Origin of the sequence: Aliiroseovarius sp. PrR006 (genome assembly GCF_010500215.1) — a bacterium.
In the GTDB taxonomy this organism is placed as follows: domain Bacteria; phylum Pseudomonadota; class Alphaproteobacteria; order Rhodobacterales; family Rhodobacteraceae; genus Aliiroseovarius.
Genome location: NZ_JAAGOY010000004.1, coordinates 1,054,883 through 1,075,354, shown reverse-complemented (window position 1 = coordinate 1,075,354; position 20,472 = coordinate 1,054,883). Strand labels below are relative to the sequence as shown.

18 protein-coding genes and 1 tRNA gene are annotated in these 20,472 nt (G+C 56.2%); 12 read left to right on the top strand and 7 right to left on the bottom strand.

All coding sequences use genetic code 11. From position 1 onward, the window contains the following. Positions 1-588: a uracil-DNA glycosylase family protein gene (locus tag G0Q00_RS05245; protein WP_163037025.1), complete on the bottom strand. Its 588-nt coding sequence runs from the start codon at positions 586-588 to the stop codon at positions 1-3. Between the two features lie 96 nt (positions 589-684). On the opposite strand from G0Q00_RS05245, the gene G0Q00_RS05240 reads away from it, so the two are divergent. The 8 genes from G0Q00_RS05240 to G0Q00_RS05205 all read left to right on the top strand — a co-directional run bounded on the left by G0Q00_RS05240 (position 685) and on the right by G0Q00_RS05205 (position 7,636). Beyond that, the gene (locus G0Q00_RS05240) at positions 685-1,026 is read left to right on the top strand and encodes a helix-turn-helix transcriptional regulator (RefSeq protein WP_163037023.1); all 342 of its coding nucleotides are present in this window, start codon (positions 685-687) and stop codon (positions 1,024-1,026) included. Then, entirely contained in the window at positions 1,019-2,059 is a 1,041-nt protein-coding gene (locus G0Q00_RS05235; RefSeq protein ID WP_163037021.1) for a permease, read from the top strand. Before G0Q00_RS05240 ends, G0Q00_RS05235 begins: the two co-directional genes overlap by 8 nt. A gap of 161 nt (positions 2,060-2,220) precedes the next feature. Next, positions 2,221-3,519: a Na+/H+ antiporter NhaA gene (locus G0Q00_RS05230; protein WP_163037020.1), complete on the top strand. Its 1,299-nt coding sequence runs from the start codon at positions 2,221-2,223 to the stop codon at positions 3,517-3,519. 219 nt (positions 3,520-3,738) lie between these two features. Then, positions 3,739-4,398, top strand: coding sequence for an ABC transporter ATP-binding protein (locus tag G0Q00_RS05225; RefSeq protein ID WP_163037018.1), 660 nt, complete (start codon positions 3,739-3,741; stop codon positions 4,396-4,398). Further along, a complete protein-coding gene (locus G0Q00_RS05220; protein WP_163037016.1) occupies positions 4,376-6,064 on the top strand; it encodes a capsule biosynthesis protein in 1,689 nt (562 codons plus the stop codon). Before G0Q00_RS05225 ends, G0Q00_RS05220 begins: the two co-directional genes overlap by 23 nt. 1 nt (position 6,065) lies before the next feature. Continuing rightward, positions 6,066-6,908 (top strand): 3-deoxy-8-phosphooctulonate synthase, encoded by an 843-nt coding sequence (gene kdsA / locus G0Q00_RS05215; protein ID WP_163037014.1) that lies wholly within the window; start codon positions 6,066-6,068, stop codon positions 6,906-6,908. Between the two features lie 175 nt (positions 6,909-7,083). Beyond that, a tRNA-Gln gene (locus tag G0Q00_RS05210) sits at positions 7,084-7,158 on the top strand. Positions 7,159-7,438: 280 nt separating this feature from the next. Beyond that, positions 7,439-7,636: a hypothetical protein gene (locus G0Q00_RS05205; RefSeq protein ID WP_163037012.1), complete on the top strand. Its 198-nt coding sequence runs from the start codon at positions 7,439-7,441 to the stop codon at positions 7,634-7,636. A 216-nt stretch (positions 7,637-7,852) separates the two neighbouring features. Here G0Q00_RS05205 and G0Q00_RS05200 read toward each other — a convergent pair whose 3' ends face one another. The 6 genes from G0Q00_RS05200 to G0Q00_RS05175 all read right to left on the bottom strand — a co-directional run bounded on the left by G0Q00_RS05200 (position 7,853) and on the right by G0Q00_RS05175 (position 12,907). Continuing rightward, positions 7,853-8,806 (bottom strand): homocysteine S-methyltransferase family protein, encoded by a 954-nt coding sequence (locus G0Q00_RS05200; RefSeq protein ID WP_203564896.1) that lies wholly within the window; start codon positions 8,804-8,806, stop codon positions 7,853-7,855. A gap of 141 nt (positions 8,807-8,947) precedes the next feature. Beyond that, positions 8,948-9,307, bottom strand: coding sequence for a nuclear transport factor 2 family protein (locus G0Q00_RS05195; protein WP_163037008.1), 360 nt, complete (start codon positions 9,305-9,307; stop codon positions 8,948-8,950). A gap of 498 nt (positions 9,308-9,805) precedes the next feature. Then, positions 9,806-10,648, bottom strand: a complete 843-nt coding sequence (locus G0Q00_RS05190; RefSeq protein WP_163037006.1) for a class I SAM-dependent methyltransferase — start codon at positions 10,646-10,648, stop codon at positions 9,806-9,808. A 57-nt stretch (positions 10,649-10,705) separates the two neighbouring features. Then, positions 10,706-11,197 carry a hypothetical protein gene (locus tag G0Q00_RS05185; protein WP_163037004.1) on the bottom strand — a complete coding sequence of 164 codons (492 nt, stop codon included), beginning with the start codon at positions 11,195-11,197 and terminating at the stop codon, positions 10,706-10,708. A 140-nt stretch (positions 11,198-11,337) separates the two neighbouring features. Then, entirely contained in the window at positions 11,338-11,847 is a 510-nt protein-coding gene (locus tag G0Q00_RS05180; protein WP_163037003.1) for a hypothetical protein, read from the bottom strand. Positions 11,848-12,178: 331 nt separating this feature from the next. After that, a complete protein-coding gene (locus G0Q00_RS05175; RefSeq protein WP_163037001.1) occupies positions 12,179-12,907 on the bottom strand; it encodes a gamma-glutamylcyclotransferase in 729 nt (242 codons plus the stop codon). A 411-nt stretch (positions 12,908-13,318) separates the two neighbouring features. Here G0Q00_RS05175 and G0Q00_RS05170 point away from each other — a divergent pair, with 411 nt between their 5' ends. The 4 genes from G0Q00_RS05170 (at position 13,319) to G0Q00_RS05155 (ending at position 20,413) form a co-directional block, all read left to right on the top strand. After that, on the top strand, positions 13,319-14,203 hold the full coding sequence (locus tag G0Q00_RS05170) for an NAD(P)-dependent oxidoreductase (protein ID WP_163036999.1): 885 nt from the start codon (positions 13,319-13,321) through the stop codon (positions 14,201-14,203). A 1,026-nt stretch (positions 14,204-15,229) separates the two neighbouring features. Continuing rightward, on the top strand, positions 15,230-15,679 hold the full coding sequence (locus tag G0Q00_RS05165) for a hypothetical protein (RefSeq protein ID WP_370458557.1): 450 nt from the start codon (positions 15,230-15,232) through the stop codon (positions 15,677-15,679). Then, positions 15,621-17,099, top strand: a complete 1,479-nt coding sequence (locus tag G0Q00_RS05160) for a DNA polymerase Y family protein (RefSeq protein WP_163036995.1) — start codon at positions 15,621-15,623, stop codon at positions 17,097-17,099. The genes G0Q00_RS05165 and G0Q00_RS05160 overlap by 59 nt, the downstream gene beginning before the upstream one ends. Beyond that, positions 17,096-20,413 carry an error-prone DNA polymerase gene (locus G0Q00_RS05155; RefSeq protein ID WP_239058325.1) on the top strand — a complete coding sequence of 1,106 codons (3,318 nt, stop codon included), beginning with the start codon at positions 17,096-17,098 and terminating at the stop codon, positions 20,411-20,413. The genes G0Q00_RS05160 and G0Q00_RS05155 overlap by 4 nt, the downstream gene beginning before the upstream one ends. Positions 20,414-20,472: the final 59 nt, after the last annotated feature.

The following is a 20,472-nucleotide window of genomic DNA, read 5'->3' as shown; positions in this document are numbered from 1 at the left end:
CTATGGGGTCAGCGCGATGGCGACCTGCTTTTGCAGCTCGGGCAGAAGATCGGCCTCGAACCACGGATTTTTCTTCAGCCAACCCGTATTGCGCCACGACGGATGAGGCAAGGGGAAGAGCCGCGGCGCATGGGCGCGCCAGTCGGTCACGGTGGCCGTGACACCCTTGCCGCGTCCAAGGTGACGGACCTGCGCGTAGCCTCCGACAAGTAATGTGAGGTGGATGTCGCCCAAGGTCTGATCCACGTGGCCGGCCCATGTCCTGGCGCAGAGCGGCGGGGGCGGGAGGTCGGATCCCTTGGCATCGTAGCCGGGGAAGCAAAAGGCCATTGGCGTGATGGCGATCCGCGTGCGGTCATAGAAGACGTCCCGATCCACGCCCATCCATTGCCGCAAGCGATCCCCCGAGGGATCGTCAAAGGGCACACCCGATTTATGTACCCGCATCCCCGGTGCTTGCCCGATGATCCTGATCCGTGCACCGGGCTGAAACCACACAACGGGGCGCGGGGTGTGGGTGGTCTCGGTCTGGGCGAAACGTGTGGCGCACAATGTGCATGATGCGATTTGGGTTTTTAAGTCGGCCATGGGCACACCGTAAGAGGTGCTTGTGGAGGTTTCAATATTACTAGTTTTATCGAAATAAAACTTGCGCCCTGCATATATTTCGATATTTCTAGAAATATGAAACATGATTCTTTAACTCCCAAAGACGTTGATGTCTTTGCTTCGCAGTTTGCGGCCCTTGGGTCGGAACATCGTCTAAGCGTATTGCGCAGCTTGGTGCGGGCTGGCCCCGAAGGGCTGACCATCGGTGCACTGGGCGAACGCTGCGGGATCACCGGGTCGACGCTGACCCACCACATGAAGATCCTTGCCGCCGCAGGCTTGGTGACACAGGAAAAACAAGGCCGCTCGATCATCTGCGCGGCGGCTGAAATGGACGTGATGCAGGCGTTGTCGGACTATCTTCTGTCCGAATGCTGCGCGGATTGTACGGTCGAAAAGGACGCCGAAAATGGCTGATGTATCCGGGGTGCAACCCCCATCGAAACGTTGGAAGATTGACAAGACCATCGCGGTGATCGTGCTGATCCCTATTGTGCTGGCTGCCTTGGATCCGGCGCAGATCGAGCCGACCATTCGCTTTGCGACAAGCGCGTTTCTAAGCACGCTGCCTTTCATCCTGTTCGCCATTCTCGCCGTGGCCTACATGAAGGCGACCGGGGCCGAGAACCTGTTGTCGGGTGCATTTCAGGGACGCGAAGTTCGGATGATTGTCCTTGCCGCGCTGGTGGGGGGGCTGTCTCCGTTCTGCTCGTGCCAGGTTATTCCCTTTATCGCGGCGCTTTTGGCGATGGGCGCGCCCTTGTCGGCGGTGATGGCGTTCTGGCTGTCGTCGCCCTTGATGGATCCGGCGATGTTCTCGATCACGGCGGGGACGCTGGGGATCGGCTTTGCCACCGCCAAGTTGGGATTCGCTGTGGCGATCGGATTGCTGGGTGGATTTACCGTCCGGGCTTTCGCGTCCAGCGTGCTGTTTGCCAACCCTCTGAAGAAGGAACAGGTTAAGTCCTGCTGCTCGTCCAGCTGTGGCGGGGACGAAGGCAGCTTTTCGGGCGCTGTGAAATGGAAGTTTTGGGGCGAGGCACATCGTCGCGCCACTTTCCGCGAGGCCGCGTTTGAGAACCTGTTCTTCCTCGGGAAATGGCTGGCACTGGCCTATATGATCGAGGCGCTGATGCTGCGCTACATCCCGGCCGAACTGATCGCTCAGGTGCTGGGGGGGACCGGATTGGGACCGATCCTTCTGGGGGCCATCGTGGGGGCACCTGCGTATCTGAACGGCTATGCCGCCGTCCCGCTGGTCGATGCATTGTTGGAGCAAGGCATGTCAAATGGCGCAGCCATGGCCTTTGTCATCGCAGGTGGCATCAGCTCGATCCCCGCAGCCGTCGCCGTCTGGGCTTTGGTTAAACCACGGGTCTTTGCCGCCTATCTAGGCATCGCTGTTGTCGGGGCTATTCTTGCCGGCATCGGTTGGAGCGCTATCGCGTGAATGTGAACATCGGGGCCAATCAACAACCGGAGATTTGCTGCCCCCCTGTTGTTGTTTGACGGGAAATGAATTATTTCCAAATGTAACAGGATGCGGTCGCATCCCCGCGTGATAGCTGGGGTGCGACCTGTTTGCGAGAATAAGATCGAACGGGGAACGCCATGTATCGTGTGTGGAATTTCATTACCACCTATTCCATTCTTCTAATCAGTGGCGCATTGATTGCGTTGGTTTGGGCAAATATTGACCCCCACTCTTATCATCATGTTGTCGAGTATCCGCTGTGGTTCAACGGCTGGATCGGCATTGATATTGGGTACTGGGAAAAGGCCTATGGCGAAGCTTCGCATCACTTTGAATACGGTGATGTCGAGAAGGTTCTGACATTCCACTATCTTATCAATGACATGCTGATGGCGTTGTTCTTCGCCATCGCGGGTAAGGAAGTCTGGGAAGCTGTCATTCTGAAGAATGGCAGCCTGCGCGGTAAGAAAGCCGCGACGCCTCTGGTTGCCACGGCTGGTGGTATGCTGGGCCCGATCGCGGTCTATCTGGGCATTGCCTACTTCCTTGGCTCCAGCACCTTCGACGCTGTGGCGCGTGGTTGGGCGATCCCGACCGCGACCGATATTGCGTTCAGCTATCTGGTTGGCCGTCTTGTCTTCGGTGCGGGTCACCCTGCTGTGCGCTTCTTGCTGCTTTTGGCTATCGCGGATGATGCAGCGGGCCTGATCATTCTGGCAATTTTCTATCCGTCGGGCGAGCTGGCCCCGGAATGGTTGCTGCTGTCTGTTGCCGCGTCGGTCATCGTGTTTGTGCTATTCAATTGGCTGCCGCGACGCAAAGACCGTGGCGATCAGTTGCGCCGCTATTCGACCTTTGTGCGCAAGAAACTGGGCTGGATTCCCTACGCCATCGCGGGCTGTCTCAGCTGGTATGGCTTTGCGCAAGCCGGTATTCACCCGGCGCTGGGCCTGCTGCCGGTGATCCCAGCCATCCCGCATGCTGATCGCGCGTTCGGTATCTTCTCGGAGGCCGAGAAGTACCTAACGGACACGCTGAACCAAATGGAGCATTCGCTGGCCATTCCGGTCGACATCGTGCTGTTCTTCTTTGGACTTCTGAACGCGGGCGTCGAGTTTGGTGCGATTGGAGAAGCAACCTGGCTGGTGCTTGCGGGTCTGATTATCGGCAAGCCCGTTGGGGTCTTCATCATGGGATGGATTGCGGTCGGGCCGATGCGGCTTGGTCTTCCGGCCGGGATGCGGTTGGTTGATCTGATCGTGATCGGCTTCGTAGCGGCCATCGGCTTTACCGTATCGCTGTTCGTGGCATCCGTTGCGTTTGCGCCAGGACCTGTGCAGGACGCGGCGAAAATGGGTGCGCTGTTCAGCTTCGGGGCTGTGTTCCTGTCCTTCATCGCGGGCAAGGTCACGCGTGTGGAAAAGCAGCACGGCTGACCCGAGACTAGACATTCGACCCCGAGCGGGTCGACGGAAACCATAGGAAAGCGTCAGAATTTCTGGCGCTTTCCTCTTTGCTTCGTAGCGTATTTTGCTAGATTCACGCTGGATTTCCGGTGGGAAACAGACATATTTTCGCCGGAATGGGGGCCTATAGATCTTCATTAAGAAAGTCGGCCTAAGAGTAGTGGGACCACTTCAGGTATCGGGGCGCGAATGCTCGAATTCAGGAATGTCAGCAAGTCCTTCTGGACCGGGAAGCAGCGCAAGGTCATTCTGGACCAGGCGTCCTTTCGGGTTGAGCTGGGCAATTCGCTTGGCATTCTGGCGCCGAACGGGACCGGTAAAACCACGCTGATCAACATGATGGCCGGGCTCGAAAAGCCCGACGAGGGTGAGATCGTACGCGGTTGCCGGGTGTCGTTTCCATTGGGGTTCATGGGCGGGGTTGTCAGCAAGCTGTCAGCACGTGACAATGCCCGGCACATCGCGCGGCTTTACGGGCTGGATCCTGACTATCTTGAAGCATTCACTCGGTGGCTGTGCAATCTTGAGGAATACTATGACTTCCCGATCGCGACCTACAGCGCAGGGATGCGGGGCCGGTTTACCTTAGCGCTTTTGCTGGCGATGGAGTTTGACATCTATCTGATCGACGAGGGCATGCCGAGCACAACGGACGCCGAATTTAACCGTCGCGCGGGGACAGTGTTGCAGGAGCGTTTGCAAGACGCCACGGTGATTGTGGTGTCTCATCAGGCGAAGACATTGGACAAGCTATGCAGTTCGGCCGCCGTTTTAAGCAACGGCCAATTATACCAGTTCGAGACTTTGGAAGAAGCGAAACAGCTCTATGACTACCAAACCCAAGGCTAATCGTTATCGCATCCGCCGTGATGCCGGGTCTGTTTCGCAAGAAGGGCAGGCGCCACAGGACGGTGACGGTGTTGTGTCGGATCCGGCCGAACAGGCCGAGCAGGCCGCATCCCAAAGCGCCGACAATTCACAAGATAGGCCCCCCAATCCGCTGGAAGAAGTGGCGGCAGGCCCGAAGGAGGATGGATTGCCGTCTGCTGGTGCGACGCCAAGGGTCAGCGTGCAACGCGGCACTAATCCGGCCGCGATCGACGAGGTGGCCGAGATTGAAAAGGTGCGTCAGGAAGGCCTGACCGCGCGGCAGTTGCGGATGGCGCGACGTGTGGCGCAAAAACACGGCATCCAGTCAGACGACCATCACGAGGCCGTCTATCGTCTGCGACAGGCAGGAATTGATCCGTTTAAACGGGCCAACATGCTTGAACTGGTTGAGGGAGAGGGCGACCGAAATGCCGCCAATTTGCCGCAACCGGCCGCGCAGTCCAGCCCGCCTGCGTCAGGCGTGTTTGATGCGGCCGCGCGTGCGCGCTCGGTCATGGATATCCAGCGCGACATCGCCCGACGCCGTCGCCGCAAATTGCAAATGCTTCTTCTGCGTCTGGCATTCTTCGTTGTGCTGCCAACGATCATGGCCGGGTATTACTATTTCAACGTTGCGACCCCGATGTACGCAACGAAATCCGAGTTTGTGATCCAGCAGGCCGACGGGGCCGGAGGCTCTGGCGCAGCCGGGCTGTTTGCAGGGACAGGCCTTGCGTCCAGTCAGGACAGTATCGGTGTGCAAGGCTATCTGACCTCGCGCGAGGCGATGTTGCGGCTGGATCGTGACGTCGGGTTCAAGTCGCATTTCAGCGATCCGTCGATTGATGCTGTGCAACGTCTGGATCTGGATGCTAGCAACGAAACTGCATATAAGGTCTATCGCAAACGGGTGAAAATCGGATTTGATCCGACGGAAGGCATTATCAAGATGGAGGTGATCGCGGCCTCTCCTGAAGTCAGCGAACAATACTCGAAATCTCTGATTGCATACGCGGAAGCGCGTGTTGATAACCTGACCCATCGCAAACGCGAAGACCAGATGCAGGGCGCGCTGGACAGCTATGAAGAGGCCGAGGTTGAAATGCTGGCCGCTCAGGAGCGTGTATTGAAGCTGCAGGAAGACGTCGGCGTGTTCGATGCGACCTCGGATGCGACGGCTTTGATGTCACAGATCAATACCTTTGAGATTCAGTTGCAGGACAAGCGGTTGCGACTGGACCAGCTGTTGGACAACACCAATCCCAATCAGGCCCGTGTGGACGGTGTGCAGGGGGATATTGCGCGTCTTGAAACCCTGATCGCAGATTTGCGCGGAAAGCTGACGGATACGGGGGGTGAAAACGGGTCGCTTGCCTCTATCAGCGGCCAACTGCAGATTGCGCAGATTAACCTCGAAACGCGAACCCTGCTGATGCAGCAGGCTTTGCAGCAGCTCGAAATCGCAAGGGTCGAAGCAAATAAGCAAACCCGCTATTTGTCGACCAACGTCACCCCCGTGGCACCGGATCAGCCGACCTATCCCAAAGCGTTCGAGAACACACTTCTGGCGTTCCTGATCTTCTCAGGGATTTATCTGATGCTGTCGCTGACTGCGTCGATCCTGCGCGAACAGATCTCGTCCTGATATGCGCGAGGTGTCGATCGGTCCGGTGCGCTTTGGCAACCATCTGCCCCTGTCGGTGATTACAGGGCCGTGTCAGTTGGAAACGCGTGATCACGCTTTGTTTTTGGCCGAGCGGTTGAAGCAGGCCTGCGATGATGCTGGTGTGGGATTCGTCTTCAAGGCATCATTTGATAAGGCCAACCGAACCTCTGCGCAGGGAAAGCGTGGTCCGGGTCTTGAGGATGGGCTTGAGATGCTGGCAGCGGTCAAGTCTGTCATCGGCGTGCCGGTCTTGACGGATGTGCATGCGCCAGACCAGTGCGCCCCAGTGACCGAGGTTGTGGATGCGCTGCAAATCCCCGCTTTCCTGTGTCGGCAAACCGATTTGCTAGTGGCCGCTGCGCGATCCGGCAAGCCCGTCAACGTGAAGAAAGGCCAGTTTCTGGCGCCGTGGGATATGGCGCATGTGGCGGGCAAGCTGGTGTCGTCTGGAAACGAACAGGTCCTGCTGACTGAGCGGGGCACAAGCTTTGGCTATAACACGCTCGTCACCGATATGAGGGGACTGCCGCAGATGGCGGGCCTGGGGCATCCGGTGATCATGGATGCCACGCACGCAGTCCAGGTGCCAGGCGGGCAGGGCGCGTCCTCGGGTGGGCAGCGGGCTTATGCGCCGGTACTGGCGCGGGCGGCTGTGGCGGTGGGTGTTGCCGGTGTCTTTATCGAGACACATCAGGATCCTGACAACGCACCGTCAGATGGGCCGAACATGATTCCAATCGAGCATATGCCAGTTCTTCTAAACGATCTTGCTGGGTTTGACGCTCTGGCCAAAGCGCGCCCGTTTCAGGGGCTGGCCGACTGATCCCGCATGCACCGCTTTGGTGAATTACGCCTTTACTCAGCATTACAGTTCCCCTCTCGAGGTCGGGGTAGACCTAAAGTGTTGGTGCAATATGTTGGCCCATTAAAATTCCTGCAAGAACCGGAATTTTGGGGTTGCACCCTGTTTCCGCTTTGGCTAGTTAATCGCGCACGGTTGGGGTGTAGCCAAGTGGTAAGGCAACTGTTTTTGGTACAGTGTACCGTAGGTTCGAATCCTACCACCCCAGCCAAGTTCTTCCCTCCGAAAAGCTCAGATATCTGCCTCGGCGGCTCACCTGTCTTTGTGCCGGAAAGTGCCCCGTTTTGTGCCCCAGTGTCCCCCAGAGCCTGAGCTCCGGGGGGGTGAGGGTGTCGGAGTCTATCGGTCGGGCTAGGGCTGAGCCACAGGCTCCTCAGAGTAGATCAAAGTCCACCCCATTAGCCCAGTACTCCCAATCGTCCCGCTTGTTGTCCGCCTGCGTCCCGAACTGGAGGTGCTCGGGATTCATGCAGAGGCGGTTGGGGTTCGCTTTGGAAAGCACCGAGAAAATCTGTCAGATCGTCAACGGCCACAACACCACCCTGTGGGAAAACGGTTGGATCGGTAGCGCGGCTCTAAGAAACGCGCTGGAAGTGTCAAAGATCATCGTTTCGATGCCAGAGACTATGCCAGAAGTCGTTTCACCGAAAGAAGTGGCCCTCTTCACGAAGAATGCTTGGACTTACTAGTGGTGAACTGTCGTTCGCGAAGCCTCCCAAGCCCGACGTTGGTTTACACTGCCGCGAACAGCAGATTAGAGCCCGATGCAGTCGTTACTCGATCTTGGGGCATCTGTCGCGACGGGCGGGAACCGGTAGTTCGCTGCAGCGTCCACCAAGGTCCGCTATGTGGGAGATTGTGTTTTCTCGCACACGCCTTGCATGCACCGTGAAATTCAATGAGAGCTATTCCGCAGCATATTTTCGAAGACTGTTCACATTTTTCGCGATTTCGCTGAGATGCCGTTCATCCGTTCCGCAGCATCCGCCCAAGATATCTGCCTTCGGAAACCGTTCAGCTACGTCTCCCATCTGTTTCCCCAACTCCACCGGATCTCCGTCTTCAAGATGCCCCAGTCTGCAAAGCGCGACTTGTTCCATTTTCACGGCGTTTGGCCGAATGCAGCGAATACGATCCAACCACGGGCCGGAGTTTGCAAGCGCAGGTGCAAATTCCAAAGGATGTGAGCAATTCGTTCCGAACCAAGCGGCAGCACCATTAGTTCTCTCATCTATGGTCTCAATTGCCGCTTGCAGGCTCGGACCCGATTTCAATACTCCTTCGGTTGTTAATGTCAGGCAAACGCCCAGAGGAATCCCAAGTTTCTCCGCAGCACGGACAAGACCAATCGCCTCGGGGATGTTGTTGAAGGTCAGGGCAATTGCCATGTCCGCCGCGGTTGCCGCGAGGGTGCTTAGTTGAACCGAATGATATTCCTCGGCTTCATCCTCGCTAATGTCACCACCAGTCCCGTAGGCATCCCCCTTTGGTCCTATGCAACCTGCTATGTAGACGTCGGAAACACGCCCTTGATATTCACAGCGCATGCCCTCAAGAAAATCAATCGTGCGTCGCTGCATATCCGCCAGACCTTCGGGCGAATATCCCAGCTTAGCACCCCAATCCGGGCTCGCGCGATAATCGTGGCTCATGATGAGCATTCCGGTATCAAATTTTTCGGCGACATCGAAATACCTGCGATACATGTCTCGCAGGACTTGATCAGCTTTTGGATCATCAAGCAGTGGGAACATCGCAAATTCGGGAAGCTCAAAGCCCCACTTGTAGAGAAGCTCAGTTTCTGTGCCGCCTTCGGTCAAGTAAAACTTGTTCTCCAGCCGCGGTGGAAATTCTTGCATCAATCCGCCCCTATATATGTGGCGAACAGGCTAGCACATGCGAGCTCAGCGCCAAAATTTCTTTGTCCCTTGCGGTGATATGCCCCCCAACTCGGGCCCAGGTTAATCCCACACAGATCGCCGATAGATACGCGGGAAGCGCTATTCCATTCGTGTTTCAAAGCTCTTGAAGGCGACTCGCCAGCGTTCAGCTTCGCGAAAAAACGTCAGAACCTCTGTGAATGTCGAATTGGGGAGTTTGCTCTCCACGACCGCATATGCTGTGGTTTCAAAGACATTTGAGTGAAGAATTGACCAAACCGGCAGTGGATCATTCTCAGGCTGAGCATTTTTCACACAAAATTCAATTATGGTTTCGCGATCGAACCACTGCATCTGACCGCCATGCAAACCTGCTGTTGTGAAGTTTTCATGAAAGATGTCCGCTAGCTCCTCCGCCAATCCACGGGTTGTAGCCCGAATGTAGGCATCAACGGCATCCTCTATTGGATTTGGTAACATGTTTTCCTCCGAATGTGATGGGCACGTCCTGTCTGTGGGGTGCCGGCTTATCAAATTTCGGCACAATCTGGCCTTTTGCTGTGCCAAGCCCGAAGATCAGGCGTTTCAAAAAGAAGCTTCGATTGAAACGATCGCACACCATGACCAGACTAAATCAACACAGATCAAGTATTGAGGATAAAGGATCTATGCCACTAACCGACGACAAGTCATGGAAGGAGTGTTCTCCGCCGATGACAAGAAACAGATCATCGAAAAAAACCAAAGCCTTTGGCGAAGTCACAGGGAGCACTTTGGAGGCCAGCACCAGTATACGCCTTCAGGAAGTCCGAAGTGGTGCGTGGGGATAGGTAGGCAAACCCATCACTACAGAAGACACGAAGTCGTGGCGGTCTCGGGGCTGAATTTGGGGTTCAGTTCCGCTAGAGCCCAGGGTTATAGGGTGACCCGTTGATCCACTCCTGACGTTGTCCCAGCTGACTCACTCTATTCAAGTGCCTAAAGTTTTCTGGCTGAGGCAATGTGAAACGTGAGACCTGTCTCCAGACCATTTGGAGTTTCAAATTGCGCCAGACAGGACCTGATTTCTTCCCAGGCCGCATCTCTTGCCTCCTGATCCAGGTCGGAGAGAACAGCGCGATATGCGCCGAAAGCTTGCTGCATCATCGCCACTGCGTCATCCACGGATGGCAGCTGAAGTGTTACTTTGGATCGAACGATCTCGACTTCATTATACCCCGCGGCTTCGAAAAGGCACTGCAGAACATCTTCCCGTGACAAAGCAAATAAGCCCGGCGCACCAGGGTCAGGAGGCTGCTTGCCTGCGTGTTTAAGTGCGATCCCCATAGGTTGCGCGGCAAACGGGTTGTTTTGTGGCGCTGCGAAGACGATGACCGAGATCTTACCCCCGGGCCTAAGGCGTGTTCTGATCCCCTCCAATGCATTCTGAGGAGACTTGAACAGCATTAGTCCAGTTTGGCATATCGCCGCGTCAAACATGTGGTCCGTGTGCTCAATGTCTTCTGCAGCACAGCGAAGAGTTTCAATATTGGTCAAACACGCGGCATCTGCATTCTGACGCAAGAAATTCAGCATCTCTTCGGAAATATCGCTTGCAATTACGGACCCATTGGGACCAACGCGTTTTGCGGCCGGCAGCGCCGTGCTGCCAGCACCACAGGCAATATCCAGAACACACATCCCTTCGGCTATACCCGCTTTTCCAAACATTACTTCCGTCGCTGGCACTAGATTAGGCGCCAGAACATTTTCCCATTTCGCCCATCCAGCCGCGGCAGAATCCCAGACATTTCGAAGGTCTTCGCTTGTTGGTTGGCTCACTGACTTCCCTCCGATTGTTGACAATTGCTGTTCTTGGTTGCGGCTGATTGTAGCCTTTTAGGTGGTAAGAAAGAAGAACAAGGGGATAGGCGCCACGGCGATGGCAACCGTCAAAGCCATCTTGGTCATGGAAAACAAACCGCTAATTCCTGCCAGAAGCGCAATGCCTCCCCCACCTCCGATGAGTGAGTTTCCCGGCAGATTCAGAACCACAATTATCAAAAGGTATCTGTGGCGTAGCAAAAGATCGGCGAAGCGGTTCGGAACATTTTCGGTCAGGGCCTCAAGCCTTTGCCGGGGGCTTTTGGAGTGCTGTTTAAGGACAAACTTATGTGCCCTTTCAAGTCCGACATACTGAAAGAAAGCCGCCAACCAGCTTAGGGGCAACAGACGGCCGATGGAGAAAGCCAGAAACAGGGCGGCAACCATTCCCAAGTAGACCAGCGGAGCGATCTTCCCCCCAAACAGCAAGATCAATCCAAATCCGATCTCTGCCCCCGGAACAAAAGGTGTGGCAGACGCGATAACAAACACGACCATGGCGGTCATTATCATCCGATGGATCCGAGGCTCATTTCGCGGGCTAATATCTAGATCAGAAACCTGAGGCAACCATTGTCCAAGCAGCCAGCCGCCTCCTAACAGCAAAATGTAGAATACTGCGATCCTGATCCAAGTGGCTGATACCGTCACCAGCAATGCTCCGGAAGTTCACGTTTCAGAGCCTCAATGGCGAACTGCTCAACTTGGAGCGCTGAAGGTGGAGACATATCTGGCGCCAATCTTCCTTCGAAAGAAAGCGCTCGGCTGCTTGTCCAATACCAACGTGATTTTTGCCAGATCACACTTACATTAGCCTCACCTTGGACGATCAAACCCTCATATTTAAAGGTTCCGTAATCCCCATGCATTTCGCCAATGAAATGGGTGCCGCCGTCAACAGATCGGGTCCAATACTTCCCCGGTTTAAAGCCACATCGAACACAGATTTCTGACCAAAACCTGCCATCCGAAAATGACAGTTTGTCGTCGAAACCCGACTGACCCGACTGGCTTATCTTCCCCGAGAAGATCATGCCGTCCAGTTTTCCGCTTCCAGATACTTCATCCGAACCAAATGATTTGATGGGCACAATCCCAAAAAGTAGGACAAAACAGTACAGTACCAAATGGGGCACAAACCCTTTTGCAGGACGCATTACATTACTCCCTGAACACCTATCTGTTTAATTCAGCTCGCCATGTAACTGAAACTTCATAGCCTCATTTGTCTGTCAGAAGTTTTTATCTCTGTTCAAATGCTCTCCATTTTTGAAAATCGTAGCACAAGGCGTCAAACATCCAAAGAATTGTGTGCGAACGTGCCGACTCTGCGTTCCTAACGCGTCTGATTGTGCTCAGACCTGCCATTCTCTGCACGGCGCATGAATGACAAGTTCAGAATTTGCCAACATTCGCTGCACAGTGTCTGAACTGGAAAGTTGCGGGACTAAGCCGTCTTTGGAAAACCGCAACGAAATGCCACCAACTTCAGGTGGATGAATTGTGAAAGGCACCGACTGCAGCACAAAGCTCCGCAATATAGGGATCATCAATCCCGAGGAGGTCTAAATGCTTTTGGGTGTCTGACAAATAGTCATAGTTCGTGCCGAGGAATCCCTCCGCCTGAGCGATCATTTCGGCCTGATCGTGCAACGGTATTCCAGGTCTTATGTTCTTGTTATCGCGGTTGGCAACGAAACCCAGCGCCTCTATCGGCCCAGCCGCAGTGTCGAGACTGAGCCAATCCGGTTGATACGCTGGCGCGATCATTTCTCGACGGAACAATACAAACGTCTCATGATCCACTTTGTCGGCCTCAATACGGAGCGCCAGACCATCACATTTTCCGCCTTCATCGATAGCCAGCATTAATCCGGGCTCGTTGACGGTACCGCGGCCACCTTCATCCCACAGGCAAAAGCTTCGCTGGTATCCGAGACAATGCGCGCGGCGAACCTCAACAAACTCAATCGAGGGATCCCACATGAGCGATCCATAGCCAAACACCCAAAGGTCTTGACCCCAGCGCTCTTTTAGCCACTCTCGCCGCTCCGCCTCACGTTCTGCACATGGCGTACGCCAACCAGAAGGGAGGCCGGCTTTGGCCACGTTCGCATCCACGACATCAAGATCCACATCGCGGAAGAAGGACTCACTCGCAGGTTTGATTTTTCCGCGTAGCTCTGGGTGATGGCGGTATGGATCGCTGTTATTCAAGTAACTATCCTCCGAGTTCGCGCGCGGTCAATTTTGCTGCAATATATTACGCAATTTGAAGCGAAACCTGCCCTAGATCAATTACCGCCTTGGGCTCTTCAAGAACCTTCGCCGCGTGATCCACGAACGGCAAGTCTAGCATGAACCGCCTTTCGATGCTCTGCGCATGAACTGGTAAACTGCGGACTAGTGTGAATTCGCTGCGGCCGCATGAACGACAGCTTTGCGAAAAAAAGGGCGATGCCGGTGGAATTGTCCAGTCTTCCCCCGTGACGCGCTGACCTCGTCGTCACCGGGCCTCTTTTAGAGCTGCCGTTGCACCAAGGGGCGGCCTTGCGCTCCAAACCATTGGTGGTTCATCATCAAGCACTATTCGGACAGGCATTCTGGTGCTGAAAATTGGAGGGCGAAATGAGAGTATTCTTTACGGGCGGCAGCGGCAAGGCGGGCAAGTGGGCAATCCGGCACCTGCAGGCCCAAGGCCATCATGTTGTGAATGTGGATCAATCGCCCTCTGGGCTGGATTGTCCCGAGTTGTTGGTAGACCTCTGCGATGCGGGCCAGGTCATCGGCGCCATGTCTCAGTTCGTCGAAGGTGCGGAATTGGACGCGGGCGCCGGCGTTCCAACCTATGATGCCGTTGTGCATTTCGCGGCAATCCCCCGCGTTATGATCGGTACCGATGGCGAGTGCTTTCGCCAGAACACCTTGACCACCTACAACGTGATCGAGGCGGCAGTGAAGCTTGGCGTCCCGAAGGTGATCTTCGCAAGCTCCGAGACCACCTATGCCATCTGCTTTTCCGAAGGAGAGGTGAAACCGGACTTCGTCCCTGTTGATGAAACCCACCCGACCGTGCCCCATGACAGCTACGCCATGTCGAAGGTCTGCAATGAGGTGACCGCTCAATCCTTTCAGGCTCGGACAGGCGCTGACATCTACGGATTGCGGATCAACAACGTGATCGAGCCACATGAATATACAGAGACGTTCCCGGCATTCATGGAAAGCCCGGCTCTGCGCCGCCGCAACATATTTGCTTATATCGATGCTCGCGATTTGGGGCATATGGTCGATTGCTGCCTGAAGACCGACGGCTTGGGCTACGAAGTGTTCAACGTTTCGAACGACGACATGTCGGTCGGTATCGCGTCGGATCAGGTGATTGAGCAGTTTTATCAGGGTGTCGAAGTGCGCTGCGAGATGGGCGCGAACGAGACTTTCTTTTCCAACAAGAAGGCCAAGAAGATGGTCGGGTTTCAGCCAAAGCACTCTTGGCGCGATGTCTTGGAGTGATCGGGCTTTTGGGGACGTTCAGTCCGACAATCTTGTAGAGCTTTTCCGTCAGCATATTGAAGCGCTTGGCTGTGTCTCTAAGGCAGTTGCTTGCATTCCTGATACTACCATATTGTCTCTCCAACGGGAGTTTTGGGGGCTTTGTCGTCGTTCATGCTTTGCGCAAAATCCGTCACTATGTATTCCAAGCTGACATTCGCTGCGTTCCACACCATTGACAGCTCAGGGCCGAAGTCGGCCTATTTCACCTAGAGCCGGGTCCCCGGCCTGACCGTCAGCAAGGTGACGAAGACCTTCGCTAGGCTACGTGATGAGCTTTCTCCGGAACGCCCCCAGTTGGTGTTCCACAGCACTCGAAAGTGGTTCATCACTCAATGCGAACGTACGGGTGTCCCGGAACACTTCACGGCATCTCTGGTGGGCCACAAGTCCGCTCAATCAGAGAACAAGCTGACCTACGGCATCTACTCGGCGGGGATCTCCGACGAGCAGAAGCGATCCATCGTAGACCAGATCCAGTTGCCGTCGAGGTGCTTGGGATGAGCCAGATACAGACATTGAAGAGTTCGAAGAGAGGGCCGCTATTCATCAGTATGAAGGCGGCCTTTCTCGTTCCAGAGCAGAAGATCTGGCCACACAGGCTCAGGGCTTCAAGGACGCATCCAAGTACTGGCAATGGTTCGCGGACTACGTCGTGAAAGGACGACTACACTAACCCCTCCCTCGGTGGCCTTCTTGGCTGCCGGGGGAGCTTCCTATTTTCTTTTTGAGGAGGGTATCAAAGGGCGGAAAACGGTCATTTGCCGCGTTAGTCACGAACAGACCGGTTGTAGACAAAGTGAGCTTTCGCTGCAACGGCACCAATGTCCGGTATTGTCTGGCTCAAGTGCTTTCCAATACATTCTACGCATGCAACATGCTGAGATTCCATTCTTCCCTCCTGCCAGAACCCGCACACATGAGGTATGCGGGTTCGGAGCGTATATGTTTGCCTTTGTGCTCACGACGCATTTGAGGGGGGGGGCGATGTGGATTCGCGAAAACTGGGAAACCAGTCAGATCAACCCTGCTGGCTTTGCCGATTTCGCGGACCCATCGCGGTTGATCCGCTGCATCACCCAAAACCAAACTGAAACACTTGCAGTGGCCGAAGAGGCCTTGCGTTCGGGGGCGGTGTCGCTGGTTATAATGCAGCTCAGCCAACCTGTTGGTTTGACCGAAGGGCGGCGGTTGCAGCTTGCCGCGCGGGATGGGGACGCCACCGGATTGGCGATCATTCCCGAAGGTATGGGCAGCAATGCCGTGGAAACGCGCTGGCGCTGCACGCCAGTCTTCGACCCCGAGACAGGCGCCGAGGACTCGACTCTACAACGGTGGGAGCTTATTAAGAACAAATCAGGAACATTAGGTGTCTGGCATGTTCGATGGGATACAGCGGCGCGTCGTCTCGTTATGGTTTCCCCGGCTGGCAAGTGACCGGGTTTTACGGCTGCGCGCGTTCGATGGCCCCTTTGTCCTGACGCTGAAGCAGAAAAATTCTAATCGTATCTATTGCCTGAATAGGGCGGCAGAACATCAGGGGCTGCACCCAGGCATGCCCTATGCGGATGCCTGCGCATTTTGCCCTGAGTTGCAAAGCCAAATAGCCGAACCGGAACAAGATCACCGTTTCCTGCGCGCCCTATGTCGTTGGGCCACGCGCTATTGCCCGTGGGTCGGGGTAGATGGCACGGATGGTTTGGTGATGGATGTCACCGGATCCACGCATCTGTTTGGCGGTGAAGCCCCCATGCTGGGCGACATGCGCATGCGTTTGATGCGCTCAGGGCTATCAGTGCAGATCGGCTGTGCCGATACGCGCGGGGCGGCCTGGGCCTTGGCGCATTATGACGAGGGGATTGCCCCAAGCGGGGATATGCTGGCTGCCCTGACAGATCTGCCGGTGGCAGGTTTGCGGATCGACGAGGATATGTCGATTGCATTGCAACGTCTGGGGCTGCGCAGCATTGGTGATCTGGCCAAGGCGGCGCGTGCGCCGCTGACCCGCCGCTTTGGACCTGGCCTACTGCTGCGATTAGATCAGGCCTTGGGCGCTCAGCCCGAAGATATCTCACCCCATGCCGACCCTCCCCACTATGCGGTGCGCATAACCTTGCCCGAACCGATTGGCTTGCTCGCGGATGTGATGGCTGGGACAGAACGATTGCTGTCTCAACTCTGCGCGAAACTGAAGGCACAAGAAATGGGTGCGCGCAAACTTTGCCTCACCCTGCGCCGCGTTGATCAGGGCCAGCAACATGTCGAACTGCGTTTGGCGCGACCATTGCGGGACGCCAAACGAATTTTACCCCTCTTTGAGCGGGGATTGAGCGAGATTGATGCGGGTTTCGGCATCGATCAGCTGCGTCTGGAGGCCACGCAGGTTGAGAGTTTGCCGATACAACAAATCAGCCATGTGTCGGACAGGAGGCAAGACAGGCTGGACGATCTGATCAGCCGACTTGGCACGCGGATCGGGTTGGAAAACATCCATCGCTTCCTGCCAGCTGACAGCCATATTCCAGAGCGGAGTTTTATCATCGCACCCGCCGCCTATTCTGAACCGGCAGGGGGATGGAACAGCCTGAACCCGCGTCCCCTGATCCTCTTTCCGCCTGAACCCATTGCCGCCAGCGGGCCTCGCCCGCCAGCGCGGTTTCGTTGGCGACGGATGTCCCTGACCACGGGGCGCGCCACTGGGCCGGAGCGTATCGCGCCAGAATGGTGGCTTGGGGATGAGAACTGGCGTTCAGGTCTGCGCGACTACTGGCGGGTGGAAACGCGCGAAGGGCGCAGGCTATGGCTATTTCACACGCCGCAAAACCCGAGCTGGTTTGTGCAGGGGGAGTTTGCATGACGGCACAGGATTACGCAGAGCTTTGCATCACCACAAACTTCACCTTCCTGACCGGGGCCTCGCATCCTGAGGAACTGGTGGTGCGGGCTGCTGAATTGGGACTGTCGGCCATTGCCATCACGGATCGCAATTCATTGGCGGGGGTGGTACGCGCGTGGTCGGCGCTCAAGGAACTGCGGCGCGAAACGCAGGATGTGGTGCAGATCCGATCACAGCAGAGGGTGGATAGCTCGTCCCGGCAAACCAGAGGGCAGAATGATCCACTGGCGAAGCCCGATTCAGTTTCGTTACCCAAGCTGATTGTCGGCTGTCGGTTGGTGTTGCAGGACGGTTCAGTGGACTGGATCGCCCTGCCACGCGACAGGGCGGCGTATAAGCGGCTCACGCGGCTTCTGACGCTTGGCAAACGACGGGCCGAAAAAGGGGAATGCATCCTTTACAGAAAGGATATGATCCCCGCCTGCAAGGGCATGATCCTGATTGCCCTGCCGCAGGGCGGATTAAAGGATGCCGTGTCCGAGCTTCGCAGCCTGGGGCGACATTTTCCGGGTCACGTCTTTTTGGGGGCGGCACCGCGTTATGATGGCAGTGATCAGGCCTATCTGAACACCTGCGCACAGGCCGCGCAAAGGGCGTCTGCCCCGATGGTGGCGGTGGGGGATGTTCTGATGCACCGCGCGTCCCGCCGTCAGCTGGCAGATGTGCTGACCTGTCTGCGCGAACATATCACCATTGATGAAATAGGCACCCGCGCGCTTCCGAATGGTGAGCGTCGCCTGAAGGCAGGGGCCGATATGGTGCGGGTCTTTCGCAACCATCCGGCAGCCCTGCGTCGGACATTAGAGATCACGGATAAATGCAGTTTTGATCTGAGTGAGCTCTCATACGAATACCCGCATGAAGAAACCGAAGGGGAAACACCGCAGGAACGGTTGGAACGTCTTGCCAAAGAGGGGTTAAAGCGCCGTTATCCTGACGGTCCACCAGACAGGGCGCTGGAGCTGATGTCCAAGGAACTGGCTGTGGTGCGCGAGTTGAACTTCCCCGCCTATTTTCTGACCGTGCATGACATTGTGCAATTCGCCAGATCACAGGGGATTTTGTGTCAGGGGCGCGGCTCGGCGGCGAACTCGATCTTGTGCTACTTGCTGGGCATCACCGATGTCAGCCCCGATATGATCGCGATGGTGTTTGAACGCTTTGTCTCCAAACACCGGGGCGAGCCGCCGGATATCGACGTGGATTTCGAACATGAGCGTCGCGAAGAGGTGATCCAGTGGATCTATGAAAAATACGGCCGCCACCGTGCAGGACTTTGCGCCACCGTGATCCATTTTCGCACCCGTGCGGCCATCCGCGAGGTGGGCAAGGTGATGGGGTTATCTCAGGACGTAACCGCGGGGTTATCGGGGCAGATCTGGGGCATGAGCAATGGCGGCGTCGATCTGGACCGCATCCGCGAGCTGGGGCTAGACCCCGACGACCGCCGCCTGATGCAAACCATCCATCTGATCCAAGAGATCATCGGTTTTCCTCGTCACCTATCCCAGCATGTGGGCGGGTTTGTCATCACCCGTGGGCGCTTGGACGAGCTGGCCCCGATTGAAAATGCCGCGATGGAGAACCGGACGGTCATCTGCTGGGACAAGGATGACATTGATGCTTTGGGCATTCTCAAGGTGGATATTCTGGGGCTGGGCATGCTTAGCTGTATTCGCAAATCGTTCGAACTGATACAGAGCCACGAGAACATCACCCATAGCATTGCCTCGATCCCACAGGACGATGCCCCCACATATGACATGCTGTGTCGCGCCGATGCGATTGGGGTCTTTCAGGTGGAAAGCCGCGCGCAGATGAATTTCCTGCCCCGGATGCGTCCACGCGAATTTTACGATCTGGTGATTGAGGTCGCCATTGTCCGCCCCGGCCCCATTCAGGGTGACATGGTGCAGCCCTATATTCGGCGTCGAAACGGGCAGGAACAGCCCCAACCGTTTGGCCCCGCTTTGGCAGAGGTGACAAAACGCACGCTGGGCGTGCCGCTGTTTCAGGAACAGGCCCTGCAAATCGCCGTAGTGGGCGCGGGGTTTTCTGCGGAAGAGGCCGACCACCTGCGTCGCTCGCTCGCCTCTTTCCGGCGCATGGGCACCATTGGCACATACCGCGACAAATTCATCGCGGGTATGCTGAGCAATGGCTACCCGCAAGAGGTGGCCGAACGCTGCTTTGGTCAAATCGAAGGCTTTGCCGATTATGGCTTTCCCGAAAGTCACGCAGCCGCCTTTGCCATGCTGGCCTATGTTTCGGCTTGGCTGAAATGTCATCATTCGGCGGTTTTTGCCTGTGCCTTACTGAACTCCCAACCCATGGGATTTTATGCCCCTGCACAGATCGTGCGCGATGTCCGTGAACATGGAGTTGAAACCCGCCCGCTCTGTGTAAATCACTCCGATTGGGACAACACGCTGGAACGCCGTGCCGATGGTGCGCTGGCGTTGCGTCTGGGGTTTCGCCAGATCAAAGGGTTCAAGGAAGAGGACGCGGGTTGGATCGTCGCGGCGCGTGGCAATGGCTACCCGGATCCGCAGGCCTTGTGGCTGCGCGCGGGTCTGCGTCCAGATGTGATGACGCGCCTGGCCGAGGCGGATGCGTTTTCCGATATGGGTCTGACCCGACGCGATGCGCTTTGGCAGGTCAAGGCGATCCAAAGCCCCACGCCTTTGCCCCTGTTTAATGATCCGATTGATGGGGAATGCATTGATGAACCAGATGTCCAATTGCCGAATATGCAACTGGGCGAAGAGGTGGTCGAGGACTATGTTTCAACTCGGTTGAGCCTGCGCGCCCACCCGATGGAACTATTGCGCCCTACACTTCCGGGTCTTGTGACCCATGCATCCCTGCAAGACATACCCTTGGGCCAGCACAGTGTCTGCGGTCTGGTCATCACCCGCCAACGCCCCGGCACGGCCTCTGGTGTGATCTTCCTGACGCTGGAAGATGAAACGGGTGTCAGCAATGTGGTGGTCTGGCCCAAAGTTTACGAGCGTTTCCGGCGCGCCGTCATGGGCGGGCGGCTCTTGCGCGTCACGGGCTATCTGCAACGTGAAGGGATCGTGGTGCATCTGATCGCGCAGAATGTTGAGGATCTGTCCTATAAACTGTCCGAATTAGGGCACCCCCAATCCGAAGCCCTAACCACCGAAGGCCCCCGCGCGGATGATACCCCCAAAAACGCCCGTTATCCCGCCCGGGCCATGCATCCACGCGATCAGGCAAAGCGGTTGTTCCCAAGTCGAGATTTTCACTGAAGCCGCCATTCAGGCAGTGCGCAGTATTCGGGAAAATACGTTCGAAACGGACATCGACT